The organism is Mycolicibacter senuensis, assembly GCF_002101885.1.
Lineage (GTDB): Bacteria > Actinomycetota > Actinomycetes > Mycobacteriales > Mycobacteriaceae > Mycobacterium > Mycobacterium senuense.
This window is the reverse complement of record NZ_LQPS01000033.1, coordinates 46,537-68,327: the sequence shown is the minus strand read 5'-3', so window position 1 is coordinate 68,327 and position 21,791 is coordinate 46,537. Positions and strand designations below refer to the sequence as shown.

Genomic DNA, 21,791 nt, shown 5'->3' with positions numbered 1-21,791 from the left:
AAAGGAGTGTAGTGATGCGCGAATACCTCAAGTTCTACATCGACGGCCAGTGGGTGGACCCGGTCGAGCTCAACACCCTCGACGTCGAGAACCCGGCCACCGAGCAGGTCGCCGGCAAGATCGCACTCGGTTCGGCCGCCGACGTCGACCGTGCCGTCGCCGCGGCACGGCGGGCGTTTCCCGGCTGGTCGCAGAGCAGCCGTACCGAGCGCCTGGATCTGCTGCAGTCGATCCTGGCCGAATATCAGCGCCGCAGCGGTGATCTCGGCGATGCGGTGCACGAGGAGATCGGGGCGCCGCCGGCGCTGGCTGCAGGAACCCAGGTGCAGCTCGGGCTCGGCCACATGCTCACCGCGATCGAGGCGCTGAAGAACTTCGCGTTCGAAGAACAGCGCGGCGACACCCTGGTGGTGCGGGAGCCGATCGGGGTCTGCGGTCTCATCACCCCGTGGAACTGGCCGCTGAACCAGATCGCGGTGAAGGTCTATCCGGCGCTGGCGACCGGTTGCACCATGGTGCTCAAACCCTCGGAGGTCGCGCCGTTCTCGGCCTACATCTTCACCGAGATCATGGCCGCCGCGGGCGTCCCGGCCGGCGTCTACAACATGGTCAACGGCGACGGGCCCGGCGTCGGGGTTGCCCTGGCGCAACATCGCGATGTCGACATGGTGTCGTTCACCGGTTCGACCCGGGCCGGTGTCGCAGTGGCCGAGAACGCCGCGCCGACGGTGAAGCGGGTGACCCAGGAACTCGGCGGCAAGAGCCCCAACATCGTGCTCGACGACGATGCGTTCGCCGCCAGCGTGACGGCGGGCGTGTCGGTCATGATGGTCAACTCCGGGCAGAGCTGCAATGCGCCGTCGCGGATGCTGGTGCCCAACTCCCGGATGGACGAGGCCATCGCGATCGCCAAGGCGGTCGCCGAGCAGGTGAAGGTGGGCGACCCCGCCGACGCCAAGGCGATCGGCCCGGTGGCCTCGGCGGCGCAGTTCGCCAAGGTGCAGGGCCTGATCGAGCAGGGCATCGCCGAGGGCGCGACCGTCGCCGCCGGCGGCGCGGGCCGGCCCGACGGGCTCGACAGCGGCTACTTCGTGCGGCCGACGGTATTCGGGCACGTGAACAACCAGATGACGATCGCGCGCGAAGAGATCTTCGGCCCGGTGCTGTGCATCCTCGGCTATGACGACCTGGACGAGGCCGTCGAGATCGCCAACGACACCGACTACGGCCTGGCCGGCTACATATCGGGCGCCGACCTCGACGCCGCACGCGGCATCGCCCGCCGGATCCGGGCCGGCTCGGTGGCGATCAACCACGCCTTCGACATGAACGCACCGTTCGGCGGCTACAAGCGCAGCGGTAACGGCCGCGAGTGGAGCGATGCCGGTTTCCACGAATATCTGGAGATCAAGAGCACGTTGGGCTACGGGGCCGCCGCCGGCTGACAACCGGTGGCCGGGCCCGGCCTGGCACGACTATTCGATGACTACTCGTAGTGGACGGTGATCGAGCCGCCCTCGGGGACACCCTGGCAGGTCAGGATGTAGCCGTCGGCGACCTCGTCGTCGTCGAGTGCGGTGTTGGCGATCATCTTCGCGCTGCCCTCGCTGATGTGGGCGATGCAGGTGCCGCAGTTGCCGGCCTCGCAGGAGAACGGCGGTGCCAGCCCGGCCCGCCGGGCGCTCTCCAGCAGGGTCTCGCCGGCGACCCGCGGCACCGACTCCTTCTTGCGCCCGAGGTGAATCGTCACCGTCCCGGTCACCTCGGCCGCGGTGCCGGCGCCGAGCGGTGCCGCCGGTGCGGTCGCCACTTCGAAGTCCTCGACGAACAGCCGTCCCGGCCCGGGCCAGGACTCGCGCACCACAGCCATGAATCCCTCCGGGCCGCACAGATAGCAGTCGGCCCCGGTGTCCGCGCCGACGAACGCGGCGACGCCGGCCGCGTCGAGCAGCCCGTCCTCGGCGTCGCGATGCCGCTGCACCGACAGCCGGCCGGGATAGCGGGCGGCGAGTTCGCTCAGCGCGTCGTCGAAGATCGCCGCCGAGGCGTCGCGGTCGGCGCAGAGCAGCCGCACCGTGCGGTCGGTGGTGGCCAGCGCGCTCTTGGCCAGCGACAGGATCGGCGTGATGCCGCTGCCGCCGGAGAATCCCAGCAGCGGGGAGTCCGAGGAGTCCAGGCAGAAGGTCCCCGCCGCGCGGGTCATGGTCAACTCGTCGCCTTCGGCGAGGTTGTCCAGCAACCAGTTCGACACCTTCCCGCCGGGCACCCGCTTGACCGTGGTCATCAGCTCGGTGTCGGTCTCCGGGGCGCTCGACATGGAGTAGGACCGGTAGAGCTCCTCGCCGTCGACGTGTACCTGGAATGTCGAGTACTGACCGGCCCGGTAGGGGAACGACCCCTCGTGCGGGTCCAGCACGAACGTGTACGCGTCAGCGGTCTCCTTGACGATGCGGGTCACGGTCGCCCGTTGGAAAATTTGAGTGACCGCCATGACCACCCCTTCCGGTTTGCGTTCTTCGTTACAGAGAATAGTATTCTCTCAAACCGATAGGATCTTCTCAAATGTCTTCTGGGTTGGGTGCGGCAGCCACCGCGACGCTCACGTTCGAGGACCGGCAGTTACCCCTGCCGGAGCTCGACGCGCGGGCCGGCGCACTGGCGGCCGCGCTGGCCGGCGACGGCGTGACGGCCGGTGATCGGGTCGCGCTGATGGCGTCGAACCGGCCGGAGTTCGTCGTCGCCGTGCAGGCCATCTGGCGTCTCGGGGCGGTGGCCGCCCTGATCAGTCCCGCCTGGAAGCGCGACGAGGTGGCGAACGCGCTGGCGCTGACCCGGCCCCGCTATGCGCTCGGCGACCACCCGGTGCTGGCCGAGCTGATGCCGATGCGCCACCTCGATGACGTGACGGCCGAGATTCCGGCCGGAACCTGGGAGGGTGATCCACCGCCGCCCGACGCCGACGCGCTGCTGGTATTCAGTTCCGGTACCACCGGCCTGCCCAAAGCGGTCCGCCACACCCACGCCTCGCTGGCCGCGGGGGTGCGGCACTGGCGGGATGCGCTGGGATTGACCGCCGATGACCGGATTCAGGTGGTGACCCCGCCGTCGCACATCCTCGGCCTGCTCAACATCCTGACCGCGCTGAGCGTCGGGGCGCAGGTGCGGCTGCACCGCCGCTTCGACGTCGACGTGATGCTGGCAACGATCGGCGAAGACCGGATCACGGTGGAGATGGCGGTGGCGCCGATCGCGCTGGCCATCGCCGCGCACCCCGAGCTGGAATCGTTCGACCTGTCGTCGCTGCGGTACATCATGTGGGGCGCCACCCCCATCACCGCCGCCGTCGCCGAGGAGGTCACCCGGCGCACCGGGGTCGGCTGGGTGCCGGCGTACGGCACCAGCGAACTGCCGGTGCTGGCCTGCAGCCCGACCGACGGAGCCGGCGGGAACGACGCGGTGTTGGATACCGTCGGCCGCCCGGTCCCCGGGGTGCAGCTGCAGGTGGTGGACCTGGCCACCGGCGAACCGCTGCCGCCGGGCGTCCCCGGCGAGATCCTGGCCCGTTCGGAGTCCTTGATGGCCGGCTATCTCCCGGACGAGGCCACGCCGGAAGTGGTGCGCGACGGGTGGTTTCACACCGGCGATGTCGGCTATCTCGACGCCGACGGTTGGTTGCGGATCACCGACCGCTGCAAGGAGATGATCAAGGTGCGCGGCTTCCAGGTGGCCCCCGCCGAAATCGAGGCGGTGTTGCACGAGCACCCCGCCGTCGCCGACTGCGGAGTGTTCGGGGTGCCCGACGAGCGCGACGGGGAGGCCGTCGTGGCAGCGGTCGCACTGCGCGCCCCGGTCCCCGAGGCCGAGCTGACCGAGCTGGTGGCCGGTCGGCTCGCCTCCTACAAGCATCCGCGCCGGCTGGTGATCGTTCCCGAGATACCCCGGCTGCCGTCCGGAAAGCTGTTGCGTCGACTACTGAAGGAGCGCCTATGGATGTCCGGCTGAACGCCGAGCAGCGACAACTGCGGGAGGCCGCGGCGAAGCTCGCCGACGATCTGGGGCCCGGCTCGGTCGCAGAACTCGACGATGCCGGTCGAGTGGCCCGGCTGGAAAAGGCTGTCGTCCAGACGGGTTGGCGCGAGCTGCGCTCCGACGGAGCGTCCGGCGTGGAAGTGGCCATCGTGGCCGAGGAGTTCGGTCGCGGCCTGGTGGACGTGCCGTTCCTCGGTCCGGTGCTCGCCGACGACCTGGTCCGGCACGTGAAGCTGGGAGCAGAACCGGCCACCGTCACCCACCACCAGAGCGCCGTCGACGCCCGCGGGGCCGAGCAGGCCGTCACGGTGCGCGAGCACGCGGTGCTGACCGCCCCGCTCGGTGCGCTGCGGTGCGGAGCCGACTTGACCCGGCCCGGCGCCGAACTGGCCGGTGAGCCGCGCCAGGTCGGCGAGCTCAGCGCCGAGGACGCCGCGGCCGCCCACGCGCTGGCGCTGGTGACCACCGGCGCCGATCTGATCGGCACCGCGCGCGGCGCGCACGCGCTGGCGTGCGACTACGCCAAGATCCGGGAACAGTACGGCAAACCGATCGGCAGTTATCAGGCCATCGCCCATCTGCTCGCCGAGGGCCTGGCGCTGATCGAGGGCTCGGTGAGCGTGTTGCGGCACGCCGCCTGGGCGGTCGACGAGGCCGACGCGGCCGACGCGGTGCGTGCCGCCCGCATCGCCAAGATCTATTGCGCCCGCACCGCCCGGACGGTCTGCGAGACCGCGATCCAGGTGCACGGCGGTATCGGCAACACCTGGGAATGCCTGGCGCACGTGTACCTTCGGCGCGCGCTGACCTCGACCGGCCTGTGGCCCGTGACGATAAGGGAGATCGCTGATGGACTTTCGTGACTCGCCCGCCGAGGCCGACTTCCGCAACCGGCTTCGGACCTGGCTGGCCGAGCGGGCCGACACCTTCCCCGCCGCGGGCGACGACGAGTACTGGGAGCGCCAGGGGGAATGGCATCAGGCCCTCTACGGCGCCGGCTTCTTCGGGGTGTCCTGGCCCCGCGAATACGGCGGCCAGGAGCTGGCACCGGTCTACGACGTGATCGTCGACGAGGAACTGGCCGCCGCCGGCGCCCCGCCGCGGCCGAGCCTGGGCTACCTGGTCGTCGGACTGGGCCGCCACGCGAGCAAGGAACTGCAGCAACGATTCCTGCCTGGGATGATCGACGGCACCCAGCGCTGGTGCCAGGGGTTCTCCGAGCCCGGAGCCGGCTCGGACCTGGCGTCGCTGACCACCACCGCGACCCGCGACGGTGACGACTATGTCATTGCCGGCCACAAGATCTGGACCAGCTACTCCGACGTCGCCGATTGGTGCCTGCTGCTGGCCCGCACCGACAAGGACGCGCCGCGGCACCGCGGTATCTCGGCGTTCATCATCTCCATGCACCAGCCCGGCATCTCCCAGCGGCCGCTGCAGATGATCAACGGTGTGACCACCGAATTCGGGCAGGTGCTCTTCGACGGCGCCACGGTCCCGGCCAGTCAGATGGTGGGAGAACCGGGCGAGGGGTGGAAGCTGGCGATGACCGTGGTCGGCCACGAGCGTGAGCCGTCGACGCTGGGGTACTCCGCCCGCTACGGCAAACTGGTTCGCCAGATGGCGGCTCGCGTGGGTCAGGACGGCGCCGACGTGCCCGAGGAATTGGCTTGGGCGGCAGTGGAAACCGAGATGCTGCGGCTGCACGTCCGCCGGCGGCTGTCCGAACAGCTCGACGGGCTCTCGCACGGCCCCGAGGGTTCGCTGGACAAGTTGCTGATGACCTGGGTGGAACAGTCCGTCGGCCACGCCGCGCTGGCGGTCGGCGGCGTCGACGACCCCGACCTGCTCAGCGCCTACCTTTACAGTCGGGCCCAGAGTGTGATGGGCGGGACCTCGCAGATTCAGAAGAACATCGTTGCCGGCCGAATCCTGGGATTGGGAGTTTAGACATGTACGACATGCCTGCTGAAATCGACGTGCGCGCCGACGGTCCGTTGCGGATCATCACGCTCAACCGTCCCGATGCGCTCAACGCCGTCAACGACGCGCTGCACACCGGTCTGGCGAAGCTGTGGGTCCAGCTCGATGAGGATCACGATGCCCGGGCCGCGGTGCTGACCGGCAACGGACGGGCGTTCTCCGCCGGCGGCGATTTCACCTACCTCGACGAGATCCGCCGCGACGAGAAGTTGCGGGCCAGGACGATTGCGCACGGCCGGGAGATCGTGCTGGGTATGGCGCGCTGCCGCACCCCGGTGATTGCCGCGGTCAACGGGCCCGCCGTCGGGCTGGGCTGCAGCCTGGTGGCGCTCAGCGACATCGTCTACATGGCCGAAGGCGCCTATCTCGCGGATCCGCACGTGCAGGTCGGCCTGGTCGCCGCCGACGGGGGCCCGCTGACCTGGCCGCTGCAGATGAGCCTGCTGCAGGCCAAGGAGTATGCCCTGACCGGGGCCCGTATTCCGGCCGCCCGGGCGGTAGAGCTCGGCCTGGCCAACCACGTGGTGGAAGACCCGGTGGCCGAGGCGATCTCGTGTGCCAAGCGCATCATCGAACTGCCCCGCCAGGCGGTGGAGAGCACCAAGCGGCTGCTCAACATCCACCTGGAGCGGGCGGTGCTGGCCACCCTGGACTTCGCGAACATGGCCGAGGACCAGTCGTTTATGACCGACGACTTCAACGCCATCATCGATCGGCTCATCGCGAAGAAGAATTGACCCCGCTGATGCAGATCGCCGAGTTGCTCGCCGCGGCGCGGGACGGCTCGGTGCGTGCCACCGGGCGGCTGCTCAGCCTGGTCGAAAGCGGCCGGCGCACCGAGGTGCTCTCCGCCGTGGGGCCCGCCACCACCCGGGTCATCGGGGTGACCGGGCCGCCCGGCGCCGGCAAGTCCACCACGATCGCGGCCCTGGTCGGGGCATACCGCGAACGGGACATGCGGGTGGCGGTGCTGGCCGTCGACCCGTCCTCGCCGTTCAGCGGCGGCGCGCTGCTGGGCGATCGCATCCGGATGGCTGCGCACATCAACGATCCGGCGGTGCTGATCCGCTCGGTGGCCTCCCGCGGCCACCTGGGCGGGCTGGCCGAAGCGGTGCCCGCGGCCATCCAGTTGCTGGCCGGGCTCGGCTACGACGTGCTGCTGCTGGAGTCGGTCGGGGTGGGCCAGTCCGAGATCGAGATCGCCGCGATTGCCGCCCCCACCATCGTCGTGCTCAATCCGGGCGCCGGCGACGCGGTGCAGGCCGCCAAGGCCGGACTGCTGGAGGTGGCCGACATCGTGGTGGTCAACAAGGCCGACCGCGAAGGCGCGCAACAGACCGTACGTGACCTCCGGGTCGAGCTGAAGCACACCGGCGCACCGATACTCACCCTGATCGCCGCGCGGGGCGAGGGGCTCGGTGAGCTGGTCGACACCATCGAGGCCCACCACCGCACCGACAGTCGGGAGCGCCGGCTGGCGCGGGCGCGGTCGCAGATCCTGTCGTTGGCACAGACCCGGCTGCGGTCCCACCCGGGGCTCAACAGACTCGCCGAGTCGGTCGTCGACGGCAGCGACGACCCGTATTCGGCGGCGGAGCGGCTGTTGTCGCCGGAGGAGTTCTAGGTCCGGTTGCGGGCCGGCCAGCGCGGCAGGTGCAGCGGCAGGTCGTTGTAGGTGGCGATGCCCGGTTCGGCGGCCACCACCGCCGGGATGGCATTGATCGGCGGCATCGCGGTCATGATGTGGCCGAGCTCGAAGAAATCGTCGATCGACGTCGCCGAGGCGATCATGTCCGGCGGCGGTGTGAAACCGACCTGCATGTTGACCGTCGGGCGGCCGTCGATGGTGATCTTCCAGCCGTCCCCGTCGAGCTGCCAATCTGGTTGCAGCGTCTGGCCTTTGCGCCACCGCACATTGATGTCGATCACCGTCTCGCCGCCCGCGATGCCCCGCCAGCTGGCGAACACACCCGCGACGTGGCCCGCCGGGATGGTCCACGACGCCATCGCCAGATCTTCGGTGGTCTGCGCGTATTCGGACACACAGGTGATCTCGTCGAGCTCGACGCCGATCGCGTCCGCGACCAGCTGCACCGCCTCGGCGAACACCGCGGTGCCCTTGCCGGCCATCGGCGCCAGGTCCGGGTCGTCGATGGCGGCGCCGAAGCCCACCGGACGCTCGGTGTCGGGGGAGTCGTAGAGCGTGGTGTCGGCCGTTTCGGTGATGGTGATCTTGTCGACCCGGTCGCAGGCCGTCGCCGCCACGATGGCCAGCAGTTCGGCGAAGCCCGGGCTGACGCCGGAACCGAACAGCGTGGCGCCGCCCTTGCGGCACGCCTCCTCGAGGCGGGCCCGGTCGTCGCCGAGGTTGTGACCGGTGATGAACGACGCCGACGTCACGACGTTGACGCCCGCCGACAGGATCTCCACCAGTTCGTCGACGTTGATCCACATCGGGTTGTAGACCACGCAGTCGGGCTTCAGTGCCAGCAGCGCCGCGGTGTCGTTGGTGGCCGGGATCCCGAGCGGATCGATGCCGACCAGTTCGCCCGCGTCGCGGCCGACCTTGTCATCAGACCATGCGAACGCTCCGACGAGTTCGTAGTCGGGACTGGCGGCGATCGCCCGGACGGAACTCTTGCCGACGTTGCCCGTCGTCCACTGGACGATCCGATAGGGGACGGTCGCCATATGTATCACCTTGTCTTGCCTACATCTGCGCCCAGACGACCTTCGTCTGGAGATAGGTCTCGATACCGGCCTTGCCGGACTCGTAGCCCCAGCCGGATTGCTTGTACCCGCCGAACGGCATCGAGTGGTCGAACTGCATCTGACAGTTCAACCCCACCGTTCCGGCCTTGAGCCGCTTGGCCAGCCGGTGCGCCCGGCCCAGGTTGGACGTCCACGCGGTGGCGGCCAGCCCGTAGCTGCTGTTGTTGGCCAGCGCGATCGCCTCGTCGTCGTCGTCGAACGGCAGGATCGTGACCACCGGCCCGAAGATCTCCTCCTGGAACAGCCGGCTGGAGTCGGGGTCGACGCCTGTGACGACGGTGGGGTGCACGAAGTAGCCCTTGCGGTCCAGCCGGTGCCCGCCGGTCACGAGCTCGTTGCCGTCGGACTTGCCCTGCTCCAGGTAGCCGAGCACCCGGGTGAGCTGCTTCTGGCTGATCAGCGGGCCGACCATGACGCCGTCGTCGCGGGGCCCGCCGAGCTGCATGCTGTTGGCCATGTTGGCGACGCCCTCCACGACCCGCTCGTAGACGCCGCGCTGGGCGAAGATGCGCGAGCCGCACACGCACGCCTGTCCGGAGTGCACAAACGTGCCGAACGAGGCCATGGTGATGGCCATGTCGAGGTCGGCGTCGTCGTAGATGAGCACCGGAGACTTGCCGCCGAGCTCCAGGGTCACCTTGTTGAGATTGCTTCCGGCCGAGGCCCGTACGATCTCCCGGCCGACCTCGGTGGACCCGGTGAACGCGACCTTGTCCACGTCGGGATGCGCGGTGATCGCCGCGCCGGCGGTGTGGCCGTAGCCCAGCACCATGTTGACCACGCCGTCGGGCACGCCGGCCTCGCTCAGGATGCGGTTCAGCACCAGCGCCGACAGCGGGGTCTCCTCGGCCGGCTTGACGACACTGCTGCAACCGGCGGCCAGCGATGGGGCCAGCTTGGCGCAGAAATTGAAGACCGGGCCGTTCCACGGGAAGATCAGCCCCACCACGTCATAGGGCTCGCGCAGCGTGTAGACGTGCTGGTGCGACTCGATGCCGGTCAGGCCGCCGGTGTTCACGTCGCGCGCGATGCCATCGATCTTGGTGCACCAACCGGCGTAGTAGCGGAACCACTCCGAGCCGACCTTGGTGATGATGGCGGCCTGGGAGGCGGGGATACCCGCGTTGACGGACTCGAGTTCGGCGAGGATCTCGGCGTTCTCGTCGATCAGGTCGGCGATCCGCCACAGCACCCGGGCCCGGTCGTAGTCGGCCATCTGCGACCACACCCCGGACTCGGCGGTGGCCTTGGCGCGAGCGACGGCGTCGTTGACGGCTTCGGGTCCGCAGTCGGTGAACTCGGTGAGTTGCTCTTCGGTGGCCGGATCGATGATCGGGATCACGTCACCGGTACCGGGGACTTTCCGAATGTCGTCCAGCACCGTGCGCACCGACATGGGTAATCCTCTTCTCGATTTTTGAAAATTAGGTTCGCAGCATGAGGTTATGCGCTTCACGAGGGGAAGTCCAGGGTTCGGAAGTGCGGACTGGTCCGGCCCGCCGCCGACGATCAGCGTGCGGGCGAACCGGGCCGGGCCCGGTCGATCAGCTGCGCGCGAAGCCGTTCGCGCAGAAGTCCCACACCTCGTCGGCGGTCAGCGGTTTGACCGCCGGATCCGTTGAGGCCGGGCTGGATTGGGCATTGAACATGACCGTCTGCATGATCATCGCCGCCACCCGTCGGGGATTGGAGCCGGCGCGCAACCGTCCGGCGGCGGCCGCGTCTTCGGTCAGCTCGGTGAGCAACGCCAACAGCGGGGTGTGGGCGACCTTGACCTCGGCGGGGTGGGTCAGCAGCAGGCTCGGGGCGAAGTCGGTGAACAGCGGCCGTTTGGCCGCCGGGTCGGGCCGCGACGACTCGAACAGCAACTCCACCGCGACCTTGAGGCGTTCCAACGGATCGGTGTAATTGGCCGCCGCGGCGCGGATCTGTTCGGCCGCGCGACTCAGGGCGTCCTCGAACAGTGCCAGCAGCAGCTCGTGCTTGCCGTCGAACTGCAGGTAGAAGCTGCGCAGTGACTGCCGCGAGCGGTCGACGACCTCCTGCACGGTGAAGTCGGTGCTGCCATTTTCGATGATGATCGACTGGGCGGCGTCCAGGAACCGTTGGACCCGTTGTGCCGCGCGGATTTTCGCTGTCTTGATGGAGCGTTCGACCGCGCGCTGCTTCCAGGCGGGTTCTTCGCTCGGGCTGGTCACCGGCACTCCGGGCGGGTGTGCGGTAGGCGAGGCACAGCGCAACTGTACTGGACGGTAACCAGCCGGCGCCGCGCCACACCGGGTTGGCGCTGACGATTCTGAGATCGCAACTTCTCCATTCGAGAATGATATTCTCATCGCTGCGTCTAGGGAAGCGGACTCGCAACATCCGAGCCGGTCCGGATGGAGAGCCCGGGACGCCCGAGCTGAGGAGTGTCGGTGCAACTGGCCTTTGATTCCGACGTCGAGAATTTCCGGGCGGAGTTCTCGGCGTTCCTCGACGAACATCTGCCCACCGACGCCGAGGCGATCGAGCGGTCCCGGTCGTGCTCCCACGTCCCGGAATGGGCGCGGCGCTGGCAGCGGCTGCTGTTCGACAACGGCTGGCTGCTGCCCGGCAACCCGCCGGAATACGGCGGCCGCAATGCCACGATCCTGCAGCAGTACGTGCACTCCGAGGAGTTGTCGCGCCGGCGGATCTACCCCAGCTTCAACCCGCAGGGAGTGGGCATCATCGCGGCATCGCTGCTGTCGTTCGGCACCGATGAGCAGAAGCGGCGATGGGCCGTCCCGATCCTGCGTGCGGAGATCACCGCGTCGCTGGGCATGAGCGAGCCGGGTGCCGGCTCGGACCTGGCCGGATTGCAGACGCGCGCGGTGCTGGACGGCGACAACTTCGTGGTCAACGGTCAGAAGGTGTGGACCTCGGGCGCCCACGACGCCGACGTGCTGTTGACCTTCGTGCGGACCGACCCGGACGCCCCCAAACACAAGGGCATCAGCGTCTTGCTGATCCCGACCGACGCCCCCGGGGTGGTGCGGCGGCCGTTCGCTTCGGCGTGCGACCACGACGACGTCGATTTCAACGAAGTGTTCTTCAGCGACGTAGTGGTCCCCGCCGAGAACCTGGTCGGGCCGCTCAACGGCGGCTGGGGGGTGGCCAACGGCTCGCTGGGGCACGAACGCACCCTGTTGTGGATGAGCTTCGCCGACCGGCTGCGCGACCTGATCCACGACTTCCGGCCGGCCGGAGCGCTGAACCGCGACCGCTTCGCGACGTTGCTGATGGACAACCAGGCGCTGCAGCTGCTCGGCTCGGTGGCTCTGGCTCAGGCGGCCCGCGGCGAGCAGGACGTGCCCGCGCTGTCGGTGCTGAAGCTGCTGGGCTCCGAGGCGGTGCAGACCGCGGCCGAGCACACACTCGACGCGGCCGGCAGCAGCGCCCTGGTACACCCGGGCAGCTCGGGGACCTACATGCCGATGAACGAGGACTACGCGACCGCGGGGTGGTTCGATCGCTACCTGCGCAGCTTCTCGGGGACCATCGCCGGTGGCACGTCGGAGATCCAGCGCAACATCATCGCGCAACGGGTGTTGGGCCTGCCGCGGGGCTGAGTGCCCGGCGGCGGCCTAGAGCAGGCCTAGAGCTGCGCCAGCCGCGGCGCTGAGCCGCGGGCCCGCAGACCGCCGCCGACCCGGCGGGTCAGCTCGCGAGAACCGCCGAGCAGGCCGTCGAGCACCAGCACCCGCTCGATGTGGCGATGCAGGTCGTGCTCGGCGGTGAACCCGATGCCGCCCAGCACCTGCTGGCAGTGCTTGGCCGCGGTCAGCGCGGCCTTCCCGGCGGCGGCCTTGGCCAGCATCGAGGACAGGTCCGGGCTTTCCACGGTCAGCACCGTCAAGGTCGCCTCGGCCCCTTCGATGGCCACCAGGGTCTCGGCGAGCCGGTGCCGGATGGCCTGGAAGGACGCGATCGGCTTGCCGAACTGCACCCGGTCCAGCGCGTGTTGGCGGGCCAGGGCGAGCATTGCCCGCGCCGAGCCGATCAGCCACCAGCACACCGCGCGACGCGCCTCGCCGAGTCGCATCAGTTCGCCGTCGGGGACCTCGCGCAGCGGAAGCCCGCCGAGGGCGCCATCACCCTCGGGCCGGTCGCGTTCCCAGATCACCCAGCGGCCACCGGCATAGGGCATCGGCGGCGTGCCGCCGGGCAGGCCACCGATGGTCTCCAGGATGACGTCGTTGAGCACCGATGCGTGTGCACCCGTCTCGCCGAGCAGCCGGAACACCAGCGGGATCGCCAGATCCGGGTTCTCGGAAAGCATTTCCGCCCAACCGAGTTCGGCCAGGGCGTGGTCCAGCTCGGCGCCGGAGCATCCCAGCATGGTCTTGCGGAGGGTGCCCTCCAACAGGGCCAGTGATGCCGCGTCGATATCGGTGGACATCGTCACTCCTTCCCGAGGTCCAGCAGGCGGCGGGCGATGATGTTGCGTTGCACCTCGGCGGTGCCGCCGTAGATGGTGGCGGCCCTCGAGTACAGGTACTCGGTGCGCCATTCGCCCTCGGTCAGCTCGATGGTGCCCGGCAGCAATTCGCGCGCGGTGTCGTAGAGCAGCTGTTCGGCGGCGGCCAGCAGCACCTTGTCGATCGAGGTCTCCGCGCCCAGCCGATGGCCGTCGGCCAGCCGGTGCTGGGTGGCGCGGGAGCGGCAGCGCAAGGTGTGCAGCGCCAGATACACCGCGCCCAGGTCGTTGTCGATCTCGGCGCCCCGGCGCTTCACCGCGGCGATCAGCGCGTCGAAGCGTGAGTACAGGTAGGCGATGCGCTGCCAGAAACAGGTGGACCGCTCATAGGGCAACAGGTCCATGGCGAGCTGCCACCCGTCACCGGGTTTGCCCAGCATCCGTGAGCCGTCGACGACCACATCGTCGAAGTAGACCTCGCAGAACTCGTCGACGCCGTGCATGGTCCGCAGCGGCCGCACCTCGATGCCGGGGCTGTCGACGTCGACGAAGAACGCCGTGATCGCCTGGTGGTTGGGGGTATCCGCGTCGCCGGTACGGGTGAGCAGAATGCACCGTTGCGAGTGCTGGGCGAAGCTGGTCCAGACCTTCTGCCCGTTGATCACCCACTGGTCGCCGCGCGGGCTGGCGCGGGTGGTCAGCGAAGCCAGGTCGCTTCCCGAACCCGGCTCGGAAAACCCTTGGCACCACTGCTCGTCGCCGCGCAGCAGTCGGGGGACCATCTCGGCGGCGAGCTCGGGACCGGCGTAGTCGATCATCGTCGGCGTGAGCACCTCGAGCATGGAATATGGTCCCGGCTCCGCCAGTCGGCGACCGACGATCTCCTCGCCGACGATGGCCCGCAGCACGTCGGGACCGCCGAGGCCACCGGCGCGCTCGGGCCAGCCGTAACGGCCCCAGCCGGCGTCGTAGAGCGCGCGCTGGACGCGGGCGAACTGCCGCATCTGCGATTCCAGCGATTCGTCCCCGGGCGGCGTCAGATCATTGGCGTCGAGCCAGGCGCGTAGTCGGGTGCGGAACTCGGCGGGATCGTGCAGCGCACTCATCCCGCTTCGGGCCTGCCGACTGCGTGCGGCCGTCCGGCATCGTGGGCGCCGCTGCGCCGGATGAAGGTCATCTTGCGGGTTCGCAGCCGCCAGCCGTCAGCGGTGCGCACATAGGTGTCGTTGTAGTAGCCGATGCGCATGTCGTGGCTGGCGTGGTCGATGAAGCACAGCGGCTGCGTGCCGGTCGCGGTGTCACCGTCCAGTTCGATCGCCGGGGTGCCGGTCATGAACAGGCCTTTGGGGGCGGCGTCTACCAGCACCGGGAACCGGTCCAGCGAGTAGGTTTCTCCGAACGCGCTGTAGGTGCCGTCCGGGGTGAACACCGCCACCAGTCCGTCGATGTCGCCCTGGGTGATGGTCACCGCGTAGCGGGCCAGCGTCTGCTGGATCTCGACGAGGTCGTCAGTTCTTGTTGACATACACCTGACCGCCTTTCATGACGAACTGTACGTTGCGGGTAACGGTGATGTCGGACAACGGATCTCCTGGTACCCCGATGATGTCTGCGAGTAGGCCTTCGGCCAGCCGGCCCCGGTCGGTGGCGTTGATCAGCTCGGCCGCGGTCACCGTCGCCGCCTTGAGCACGGCGGCCGGCGGCAGGCCCCACTCCACCAGGGTGACCAGTTCGTCGGCGTTGCGGCCGTGCGGGATCGCGGGTGCGTCGGTGCCGACGGCGATCTTCACCCCTGCCTCGTAGGCAGCCTTGATGGAAGTGCGCGCCTTGGGGAACATCTCGGCCGCCTTGGCCTGCAACACCGGCGGGGCCTTGGAGACATCCATCGCCTCGGCCAACCGCCGGGTGGTGACCAGGAAACGGTCGTGCTCGACGAGCATCGCGATCGCCTCGTCGTCCATCAGGAAGCCGTGCTCGATGCAGTCGATCCCACACGCCACCGCGTGTTTGACCGCCTCCGCGCCGTGGGTGTGCGCCGCCACGCGCAGCCCGCGCCGGTGTGCCTCGTCGACGATGACACGCAGTTCTTCGTCCGAATAGTGTTGTGCGCCGGCCTCCCCGGTCAGCGACATGACGCCGCCGGAGCAGCACACCTTGATCAGCTGTGCGCCGTGTTTGATCTGGTAACGGACCGCCTTGCGGATCTCGTCGACGCCGTTGGCGATACCCTCCTCGACGGTCAGCTCCAGCACGCCCGGCATGAACGCCGCGAACATCGTCGGATCCAGGTGCCCGCCGGTCGGGGTGATCGCGTGGCCGGCGGGCACCACCCGCGGTCCCTCGATCCAGCCGGCGTCGATCGCCTTGCCCAGTGCCACATCGAGCAGGTAGCCGCCGGTCTTGACGAACAGTCCGAGGTTTCGGACCGTGGTGAAGCCGGCCCGCAGGGTGCGCCGAGCATTGCCCACCGCACGCAGCACCCGGGTCGGCGGGTCATCCTGGACCTGGGAGAGGCCGGGGTTCTCGCCCCGGCCTCCCATCAGCAGGTTGACCTCCATGTCCATCAGCCCGGGCAGCAGGATCAGGTCGCCGAGGTCCAGCACCTCCTCGTCTGCCGAGTCAGCTGCGTTGCCGACCCCGACGATCCGATCGCCTTCGACCCGGATGATCCCGGGCCTGACGATCTCGCCGGAGTCGACGTCGAGCAGCCCGGCTGCCTTGAGCGTCAGCACCGTTAGACGACCGGTTCCTTGATGCAGTCGATCCAGGCCGCGCCGCTGTCCGGGACCCGCGGCTGCTTCCAGGCCTCGATCGGGAAGGACACCATCACCAAAGACTGCATGATGTGCATCAGCGAGCGGGCGTCCTCGGGCAGATCATTCAGGTCGAACTTGTCCAGGTAGGTGATCGCGTCCTCCAGCCGTCCGAACGCGGCGTCGTAGAACTCCTGCATCTCGCCCATGGTGGAGGCCAGCCGCTTGGCGTAGCGCTCCGGTTCGGTGGCCAGCGCCCACTCGGTGTGGGGCTCCAGGTCGGCGAAGTCAGACGGTAGCGCCATTGGCGTTCTCCTTGGTCTTCTTGTATTCGGATACGTAGTCACGGGCGGTCTTGTGCAGGTGTCGAATCAGGACTTCCTGGTCGCACAGCAGGAAGTCGTTGACGACCTCGGTGCCGATCATGCTCTGGGTGGCTTCCAGGGTGTTGGCGTCCTGCAGCGCGTATTCCTTGAATGTCACCGCGGCCAGTTCCTGGGCCAACCGCTCCCGGGCATTTCGCGGCGGCACGAAGTACAGGCTGGCTTCGAAGGTGTGCTTGTCGGCAGCAGTCGGCCAGTACTGGTAGGTCAGGTACCAGCCCGGCTCCCAGATCAGAACCATGAAGTTGGGGAAGAACACGAAGGAGTCGATGCCCCACTGCGGCACTCGCTTGATGTTCACCGACGGTGGCAATTCCTTCATGTCGGCAATGAGATCCGGCTTGTCCCAGGGGCCGAACAGTCCGCTGCGCAGCGCCCGGTCCAACGGCTTGACCATGTTGAGGTCGGCCGGCGGCGACTGACCACCCCACGTCGATTGCAGGCTGTGCGGTCCGGCCAGCTCGTAGTGCAGCGCTTCGTAGCCGAATTTCTGGATCTTGGCGGCTTCTTCCTTGGTGTACTGGCCCTGGTGCAGGATCGGCGCGTGGTAGAACTCCACGAACGCGTCGAGGAACAGCTTCCAGTTGCTGCCGATCTCGGACTTGTAGGAGTAGACCTCGGTCATCTCGCCGAACGGGTAGCCCTCCAGACCCTTGGCCAGGGATCCGAGGTAGTCGTTGAGCGGTCCGGCGTTGTCGTCGAAGTTGACGAAGATGAAACCTTCCCAGACCTCGCAGCGCACCGGCACCAGCCCGTACTGGCTCTTGTCGACGTCGAAGAACTCGCCCTCCTGCTGGATGAACGTGAGATCGCCGTCGAGGCTGTAGCGCCAGGCGTGGTACTTGCAGGTGAACTGGCGGCAGGTGCCCTCGGTCTCCTCGTTCGGGAAGTCGTTCCACACCAACTTGTTACCGCGGTGGCGGCAGATGTTGTGGAACGCCCGGACCACGCCGTCCTTGCCCTTGACGATGATGATCGAGGTGCCCTTGCACACCGAGGGCAGTTCCCGGGTGAAGTAGCTGCCGGTCTTGGGCAACCGCTCGACTCGCCCGACGTGTAGCCAGGTGCGCTTGAAGATCGCTTCCTGCTCGTCGGCGAAGTGCGCCGGATCGAACGAGTCGGTGTAATCGACCGGTTCGGTGCCGAGCTCGGGATAGCTCTGTGTCCAGCTACCTGCTGCCGGTTTGGGGAAATGGGCCACGGTATTACCTCCCTGATTCGGGTTCTTCATCGAGTTCAACGCCAAAAGTGTTGAAGGCCATGGCCAACATGCTGTAGCAGCCGACCGTGAAGACGAGTTCCATCAGCTGGTGCTCGTCGAGGTGTTGGGTGAGGATCGCCTCGGTGGCGGGGGAGAGCCGGGAATCCTCGTCGAGCTCGTCGGCGGCGGTGAGCACCGCCTGATGCAGCTCGTCGCGCGCCGCGCCGTGTTGCAGGTCTTCGATGTCGGTGTCGGTCAGACCGGCTTCCTTGCCGATCGTGATGTGGTGAACCCACTCGTATTCGCAGCCGCGGCGGTGGGCGGTCCGCAGGATGGCGAGCTCGCGCAGGCTGGCGGGCAGCGACGACCGGTAGAGCAGCTCGACATTGAACTTCAGGAATGCCCGGGCCAGTTTCGGGTGGTGGACCAGCATGGTCATCGCGGAGCCGGCGTCGCGCGGGTTGCGCCGATCAGCGGTCAGCACCTGGGCGAGCGCGCGCTGGACCGCCTCATCGTCCCACTGGGACTCCGACAGCGGCGTCAGGCGCATCTGCTCCTCCTCGTTTGCGAGAATCACATTCTCATATTTGACCAATAGATTTCCATGTTTCCCGCGATTGGTCAACACTCGGCTATCGACGCAGGCAGGGCCGTGCCGACGGACGCGTTCCGCGGTTGCGCCGCTGCGCCCGGCAGCGCCCGAACCGCCCAACGGTCAGAAGGTTGATTCTCCGAAAAGGGGAAGCTAGTTTTCATTGGAGACGACAGAAGCGTCAGGGGACCGGCGTCGCTGTCGGACCCGGATCGGAGGATGGGCCGTGAACAAGGACGACATGATTCTGGTCAGCGTCGATGACCACACAGTTGAGCCGCCGGACATGTTCGCCAACCACCTGCCGCGCAAGTACCTCGATGACGCGCCGCGGCTGGTGCACAACGCCGACGGCTCCGATACCTGGCAGTTCCGCGACGTGGTGATCCCCAACGTCGCGCTCAACGCGGTCGCGGGACGGCCCAAGGAGGAATACGGTCTGGAGCCCCAGGGCCTCGACGAGATCCGGCCCGGTTGCTACAACGTCGACGAGCGGATCAAGGACATGAACGCCGGCGGCATCCTCGGCTCGATCTGCTTCCCGTCCTTCCCCGGTTTCGCCGGTCGGCTGTTCGCCACCGACGACCCGGACTTCTCGGTGGCGCTGGTGCAGGCCTACAACGACTGGCACATCGACGAGTGGTGCGGGGCGTACCCCGGGCGCTTCATACCGATGGGGCTACCGGTGATCTGGGACGCCGAGAAGTGCGCCGACGAGGTGCGACGGGTGTCCAAGAAGGGCGTGCACGCCCTGACGTTCAGTGAGAACCCGGCGGCCATGGGCTACCCGAGCTTCCACGACCCCTACTGGGACCCGCTGTGGAAAGCGCTGTGCGACACCGACACAGTGCTCAATGTTCACATCGGGTCGTCGGGCAAGCTGGCGATCACCGCGCCGGACGCGCCGATGGACGTGATGATCACGCTGCAGCCGATGAACATCGTGCAGGCGGCCGCGGACCTGTTGTGGTCCAAGCCGGTGAAGGACTATCCCGACCTCAAGATCGCGCTGTCGGAGGGCGGCACCGGCTGGATCCCGTACTTCCTGGAGCGGGTGGATCGCACCTACGAGATGCACTCGGTCTGGACCGGGCAGGACTTCGGCGGCAAGCTGCCGTCGGAGGTGTTCCGCGAGCACTTCCTGACCTGCTTCATTTCCGATCCGGTCGGTGTGAAACTTCGGCACGACATCGGTATCGACAACATCGCCTGGGAAGCCGACTACCCGCACAGCGATTCGATGTGGCCCGGGGCGCCCGAAGAACTCTGGGATGTGCTCAGCGCCAACAACGTCCCCGATGACGACATCAACAAGATGACCCATCGCAACGCGATGCGCTGGTACTCGTTCGACCCGTTCGCCCACATTCCGCGTGACCAGGCCACGGTGGGCGGGCTGCGGAAGGCCGCCGAGGGGCATGACGTGTCGATTCGCGCGCTCAGCCAGCACAAACACGGTGAGCGGCAGGCGAATGCGCTGATGGACGCCGCGCGGTCGAACAGCTGAGCGGGGCTGCGTTGACGGGCACCCGCGGGTGTGAAAGTGTGTCGATCGTATCCGAGAATGACATTCTCGGATACGAGATCGAGGGAGTGGAACGGGGCTCGTGATGAATCCGGATGACATCGATTTCTTTACCGACCAGGCGGTTGTCGGCGACCCCTATCCCTATCTGCGTGCCCTGCGGGAGCGCTCGCCGGTCACCCGGGAGCCCCACCACGGCGTGATGATGGTGACCGGGTGGGACGAGGCGTGCGCCGTGGCCGGCAACGCCGACGTGTTCTCCTCGTGCATCGCGGTGACCGGCCCGTTCCCCGGCTTCCCGGTGCCACTCGACGGCGACCTGGGGGGCGAGAGCGTGGCCGGCCTGATCGACAAGCACCGCGATGAACTGCCGTTCAGCGACCAGCTCCCGACGCTGGACCCGCCCACGCACACCAACCACCGGGCGTTGCTGATGCGCCTGCTGACCCCCAAGCGCCTCAAGGAGAACGAGGACGCGATGTGGGATCTGGCCGATCAGGTGCTCGACGGATTCCTCGTCCCCGGCGCCGGAGAGTTCATCAACGGCTTCGCCGCCCCGTTCACCCTGCTGGTCATCGCGGACCTGCTGGGCGTCCCGGATGAAGACCGCGACGAGTTCGTCAACAACATGTATCGCAACGTCGGCGGCGGGATCGGCAGTACCGATGCCAAGGCGCTGGCGCACAGTCCGCTGGAGTTCCTCTACGCCACCTTCGCCGACTACATCGCCGACCGTCGCCGTAGGCCACGCGGCGACGTGCTCACCGGGATGGCCGAGGCGACGTTCCCGGACGGCTCGATCCCGGACCCGATGGACGTGGCGCGGGTGGCCGCCAACGTCTACTCGGCCGGCCAGGAGACGACGGTGCGACTGCTCGGCTCCGCGCTGAAGATCCTCGGGGAGAGCCCCGAGATCCAGCAGCGGCTGCGTGACGACCGGTCACTGATCCCCAACTTCATCGAGGAGGTGCTGCGCTTCGAGACCCCGGTCAAGGGCGACTTCCGGCTCTCCCGGGTCGACACCGAGGTCGGCGGGGTCGCAGTCCCGGCCGGCACGACGCTGATGGTGCTGGCCGCCGGCGCCAACCGCGACCCGCGCCGCTTCACCGACCCGGACACGTTTGACCCCGCCCGCGCCAATGCGCGCCAGCACATCACGTTCGGGCGGGGAATCCACAGCTGCCCCGGGGCGCCGCTGGCCCGGGCCGAGACCCGCATCGCGCTCGAGCGGCTGCTGGATCGAACGGCCGAGATCCGCATCTCCGAAGAGCTGCACGGCCCGCCCGGCGCACGACGTTTCAGCTACATTCCGACTTACATCCTGCGTGGTCTGATCGACCTGAATCTGGAGTTCACCCCGGCCGGGGAGGCAACGCGATGAAAGCGTGGGTCGACCCGGATCGCTGTGCCGGCCATGGCATCTGCACCACGATCTGCCCCGAGGTCTTCGCCATCAACGACGACGGCTATTCCGAGGTCACCGTCGACGAGGTGCCGGCGCACCTCGAGGACGCGGTTCGTGACGCCATCAAGCAATGCCCGGAACGCGCCATCGACGATGTCACCGATTCGCAAGAGGAGAGCTAATGTCCAACGGGCCCAAGGGCTATGTCATTCTGACCGAGGCCATCAACGACCCGGAGGGCATGATCGCCTACGGTAAGGCCGCCCAGCCGACGATGGCAGCGGGCGGCGCGAAGATCCTGGCGGTCGACACCAAGGCCGAGGTGGTCGAAGGCGACTGGCACGGAACACAAACCGTTGTACTGGAATTCGAGTCGGTGGATGCCGCCCGGGCCTGGTACCACTCCGAGGGCTACCAGCAGGCGGCGAAACTGCGGCAGGCCGCAGCCGACTGCAACGCGGTCATCCTCTCCGGATTCCCGGCGCGCTAGCCGCCTTCCTCGACGATCGACAGCGCCTGCCGCGGGCACCGGCGGACCGCCTCGAGCACATCGTTCTCGGTCTCCGGGGTGAGCTCGGGCTGCAGGATGTGCAGGTTGTCGTCGTCATCGAGGTGAAAGACGTCGGCATTGATGCCCATGCAGATCGCGTTGGCTTCGCACAGCCCGTAATCGACTACCACCTGCCGTCGTGTGGCCATCGCTACCC

General features: G+C 68.0%; 22 protein-coding genes and 1 pseudogene. 11 read left to right on the top strand and 12 right to left on the bottom strand.

Annotation, left to right across the window (positions count from 1 at the left end; all coding sequences use genetic code 11):
• Positions 1-14 precede the first annotated feature (14 nt).
• Complete coding sequence (locus AWC24_RS09335; protein WP_085084207.1) at positions 15-1,445, top strand: aldehyde dehydrogenase family protein; 1,431 nt, start codon at positions 15-17, stop codon at positions 1,443-1,445.
• A 41-nt stretch (positions 1,446-1,486) separates the two neighbouring features.
• Here the strand turns inward: AWC24_RS09335 and AWC24_RS09330 are convergent, their stop codons facing one another.
• Complete coding sequence (locus tag AWC24_RS09330) at positions 1,487-2,491, bottom strand: ferredoxin--NADP reductase (RefSeq protein WP_085084355.1); 1,005 nt, start codon at positions 2,489-2,491, stop codon at positions 1,487-1,489.
• A gap of 71 nt (positions 2,492-2,562) precedes the next feature.
• Here AWC24_RS09330 and AWC24_RS09325 point away from each other — a divergent pair.
• From AWC24_RS09325 to meaB, 5 genes and pseudogenes are all read left to right on the top strand, one after another.
• Positions 2,563-4,003 (top strand): annotated as a pseudogene (locus tag AWC24_RS09325) (class I adenylate-forming enzyme family protein); the annotation flags it as partial.
• On the top strand, positions 3,987-4,892 hold the full coding sequence (locus tag AWC24_RS09320) for an acyl-CoA dehydrogenase family protein (protein WP_085084203.1): 906 nt from the start codon (positions 3,987-3,989) through the stop codon (positions 4,890-4,892). The pseudogene AWC24_RS09325 and the gene AWC24_RS09320, both read left to right, overlap by 17 nt.
• Positions 4,879-5,979: an acyl-CoA dehydrogenase family protein gene (locus AWC24_RS09315; protein ID WP_085084201.1), complete on the top strand. Its 1,101-nt coding sequence runs from the start codon at positions 4,879-4,881 to the stop codon at positions 5,977-5,979. Before AWC24_RS09320 ends, AWC24_RS09315 begins: the two co-directional genes overlap by 14 nt.
• 2 nt (positions 5,980-5,981) lie before the next feature.
• Entirely contained in the window at positions 5,982-6,749 is a 768-nt protein-coding gene (locus AWC24_RS09310; RefSeq protein ID WP_085084199.1) for an enoyl-CoA hydratase/isomerase family protein, read from the top strand.
• Positions 6,750-6,757: 8 nt separating this feature from the next.
• Positions 6,758-7,636, top strand: coding sequence for a methylmalonyl Co-A mutase-associated GTPase MeaB (gene meaB, locus AWC24_RS09305; RefSeq protein WP_085084197.1), 879 nt, complete (start codon positions 6,758-6,760; stop codon positions 7,634-7,636).
• Here meaB and AWC24_RS09300 read toward each other — a convergent pair.
• From AWC24_RS09300 to AWC24_RS09290, 3 genes are all read right to left on the bottom strand, one after another.
• Entirely contained in the window at positions 7,633-8,703 is a 1,071-nt protein-coding gene (locus AWC24_RS09300; protein WP_085084195.1) for an NAD(P)H-dependent amine dehydrogenase family protein, read from the bottom strand. The genes meaB and AWC24_RS09300 overlap by 4 nt on opposite strands.
• Before the next feature lie 19 nt (positions 8,704-8,722).
• Positions 8,723-10,180: an aldehyde dehydrogenase family protein gene (locus AWC24_RS09295; protein ID WP_085084193.1), complete on the bottom strand. Its 1,458-nt coding sequence runs from the start codon at positions 10,178-10,180 to the stop codon at positions 8,723-8,725.
• 148 nt (positions 10,181-10,328) lie between these two features.
• Positions 10,329-10,982 carry a TetR/AcrR family transcriptional regulator gene (locus AWC24_RS09290; RefSeq protein WP_174813696.1) on the bottom strand — a complete coding sequence of 218 codons (654 nt, stop codon included), beginning with the start codon at positions 10,980-10,982 and terminating at the stop codon, positions 10,329-10,331.
• 219 nt (positions 10,983-11,201) lie between these two features.
• On the opposite strand from AWC24_RS09290, the gene AWC24_RS09285 reads away from it, so the two are divergent.
• Entirely contained in the window at positions 11,202-12,377 is a 1,176-nt protein-coding gene (locus AWC24_RS09285) for an acyl-CoA dehydrogenase family protein (RefSeq protein ID WP_085084353.1), read from the top strand.
• 26 nt (positions 12,378-12,403) lie between these two features.
• Here the strand turns inward: AWC24_RS09285 and AWC24_RS09280 are convergent, their stop codons facing one another.
• Genes AWC24_RS09280 through AWC24_RS09250 form a run of 7 tightly spaced genes read right to left on the bottom strand, consistent with a single transcriptional unit; the run spans position 12,404 to position 18,112 of the window.
• On the bottom strand, positions 12,404-13,207 hold the full coding sequence (locus tag AWC24_RS09280; RefSeq protein ID WP_163705579.1) for an acyl-CoA dehydrogenase family protein: 804 nt from the start codon (positions 13,205-13,207) through the stop codon (positions 12,404-12,406).
• A 2-nt stretch (positions 13,208-13,209) separates the two neighbouring features.
• On the bottom strand, positions 13,210-14,331 hold the full coding sequence (locus AWC24_RS09275; RefSeq protein ID WP_085084187.1) for an acyl-CoA dehydrogenase family protein: 1,122 nt from the start codon (positions 14,329-14,331) through the stop codon (positions 13,210-13,212).
• Positions 14,328-14,750 carry a nuclear transport factor 2 family protein gene (locus AWC24_RS09270; RefSeq protein ID WP_013830431.1) on the bottom strand — a complete coding sequence of 141 codons (423 nt, stop codon included), beginning with the start codon at positions 14,748-14,750 and terminating at the stop codon, positions 14,328-14,330. The genes AWC24_RS09275 and AWC24_RS09270 overlap by 4 nt, the downstream gene beginning before the upstream one ends.
• Positions 14,734-15,957, bottom strand: coding sequence for a metal-dependent hydrolase family protein (locus tag AWC24_RS09265; RefSeq protein WP_085084185.1), 1,224 nt, complete (start codon positions 15,955-15,957; stop codon positions 14,734-14,736). The genes AWC24_RS09270 and AWC24_RS09265 overlap by 17 nt, the downstream gene beginning before the upstream one ends.
• Positions 15,958-15,959: 2 nt before the next feature.
• Positions 15,960-16,283 (bottom strand): hypothetical protein, encoded by a 324-nt coding sequence (locus tag AWC24_RS09260; protein ID WP_085084183.1) that lies wholly within the window; start codon positions 16,281-16,283, stop codon positions 15,960-15,962.
• Positions 16,267-17,562, bottom strand: a complete 1,296-nt coding sequence (locus AWC24_RS09255) for an aromatic ring-hydroxylating oxygenase subunit alpha (RefSeq protein ID WP_085084181.1) — start codon at positions 17,560-17,562, stop codon at positions 16,267-16,269. The genes AWC24_RS09260 and AWC24_RS09255 overlap by 17 nt, the downstream gene beginning before the upstream one ends.
• Before the next feature lie 4 nt (positions 17,563-17,566).
• Positions 17,567-18,112: a carboxymuconolactone decarboxylase family protein gene (locus tag AWC24_RS09250; protein ID WP_085084351.1), complete on the bottom strand. Its 546-nt coding sequence runs from the start codon at positions 18,110-18,112 to the stop codon at positions 17,567-17,569.
• A gap of 268 nt (positions 18,113-18,380) precedes the next feature.
• Here AWC24_RS09250 and AWC24_RS09245 point away from each other — a divergent pair, with 268 nt between their 5' ends.
• From AWC24_RS09245 to AWC24_RS09230, 4 genes are all read left to right on the top strand, one after another.
• Positions 18,381-19,661 (top strand): amidohydrolase family protein, encoded by a 1,281-nt coding sequence (locus AWC24_RS09245; RefSeq protein WP_085084179.1) that lies wholly within the window; start codon positions 18,381-18,383, stop codon positions 19,659-19,661.
• Between the two features lie 103 nt (positions 19,662-19,764).
• Positions 19,765-21,060, top strand: a complete 1,296-nt coding sequence (locus AWC24_RS09240) for a cytochrome P450 (RefSeq protein ID WP_085084177.1) — start codon at positions 19,765-19,767, stop codon at positions 21,058-21,060.
• Positions 21,057-21,266 (top strand): ferredoxin, encoded by a 210-nt coding sequence (locus tag AWC24_RS09235; RefSeq protein ID WP_085084175.1) that lies wholly within the window; start codon positions 21,057-21,059, stop codon positions 21,264-21,266. The genes AWC24_RS09240 and AWC24_RS09235 overlap by 4 nt, the downstream gene beginning before the upstream one ends.
• Positions 21,266-21,574 (top strand): DUF1330 domain-containing protein, encoded by a 309-nt coding sequence (locus AWC24_RS09230; protein ID WP_085084173.1) that lies wholly within the window; start codon positions 21,266-21,268, stop codon positions 21,572-21,574. The genes AWC24_RS09235 and AWC24_RS09230 overlap by 1 nt, the downstream gene beginning before the upstream one ends.
• On the opposite strand, the gene AWC24_RS09225 is transcribed toward AWC24_RS09230, so the two are convergent.
• Positions 21,571-21,783: a ferredoxin gene (locus tag AWC24_RS09225; protein WP_085084171.1), complete on the bottom strand. Its 213-nt coding sequence runs from the start codon at positions 21,781-21,783 to the stop codon at positions 21,571-21,573. The genes AWC24_RS09230 and AWC24_RS09225 overlap by 4 nt on opposite strands.
• Positions 21,784-21,791 lie beyond the last annotated feature (8 nt).

What these genes read in the sequence shown, in the direction of transcription:
- AWC24_RS09240 (WP_085084177.1), top strand. Translation starts at nt 19,765, where the DNA reads ATGAATCCGGATGACATCGATTTCTTTACCGACCAGGCGGTTGTCGGC.
- AWC24_RS09280 (WP_163705579.1), bottom strand. Translation starts at nt 13,207, where the DNA reads ATGTCCACCGATATCGACGCGGCATCACTGGCCCTGTTGGAGGGCACC.
- AWC24_RS09295 (WP_085084193.1), bottom strand. Translation starts at nt 10,180, where the DNA reads ATGTCGGTGCGCACGGTGCTGGACGACATTCGGAAAGTCCCCGGTACC.
- AWC24_RS09235 (WP_085084175.1), top strand. Translation starts at nt 21,057, where the DNA reads ATGAAAGCGTGGGTCGACCCGGATCGCTGTGCCGGCCATGGCATCTGC.
- AWC24_RS09250 (WP_085084351.1), bottom strand. Translation starts at nt 18,112, where the DNA reads ATGCGCCTGACGCCGCTGTCGGAGTCCCAGTGGGACGATGAGGCGGTC.
- AWC24_RS09315 (WP_085084201.1), top strand. Translation starts at nt 4,879, where the DNA reads ATGGACTTTCGTGACTCGCCCGCCGAGGCCGACTTCCGCAACCGGCTT.
- AWC24_RS09260 (WP_085084183.1), bottom strand. Translation starts at nt 16,283, where the DNA reads ATGGCGCTACCGTCTGACTTCGCCGACCTGGAGCCCCACACCGAGTGG.
- AWC24_RS09270 (WP_013830431.1), bottom strand. Translation starts at nt 14,750, where the DNA reads ATGTCAACAAGAACTGACGACCTCGTCGAGATCCAGCAGACGCTGGCC.
- meaB (WP_085084197.1), top strand. Translation starts at nt 6,758, where the DNA reads ATGCAGATCGCCGAGTTGCTCGCCGCGGCGCGGGACGGCTCGGTGCGT.
- AWC24_RS09275 (WP_085084187.1), bottom strand. Translation starts at nt 14,331, where the DNA reads ATGAGTGCGCTGCACGATCCCGCCGAGTTCCGCACCCGACTACGCGCC.
- AWC24_RS09335 (WP_085084207.1), top strand. Translation starts at nt 15, where the DNA reads ATGCGCGAATACCTCAAGTTCTACATCGACGGCCAGTGGGTGGACCCG.
- AWC24_RS09230 (WP_085084173.1), top strand. Translation starts at nt 21,266, where the DNA reads ATGTCCAACGGGCCCAAGGGCTATGTCATTCTGACCGAGGCCATCAAC.
- AWC24_RS09225 (WP_085084171.1), bottom strand. Translation starts at nt 21,783, where the DNA reads ATGGCCACACGACGGCAGGTGGTAGTCGATTACGGGCTGTGCGAAGCC.
- AWC24_RS09310 (WP_085084199.1), top strand. Translation starts at nt 5,982, where the DNA reads ATGTACGACATGCCTGCTGAAATCGACGTGCGCGCCGACGGTCCGTTG.
- AWC24_RS09320 (WP_085084203.1), top strand. Translation starts at nt 3,987, where the DNA reads ATGGATGTCCGGCTGAACGCCGAGCAGCGACAACTGCGGGAGGCCGCG.
- AWC24_RS09300 (WP_085084195.1), bottom strand. Translation starts at nt 8,703, where the DNA reads ATGGCGACCGTCCCCTATCGGATCGTCCAGTGGACGACGGGCAACGTC.
- AWC24_RS09330 (WP_085084355.1), bottom strand. Translation starts at nt 2,491, where the DNA reads ATGGCGGTCACTCAAATTTTCCAACGGGCGACCGTGACCCGCATCGTC.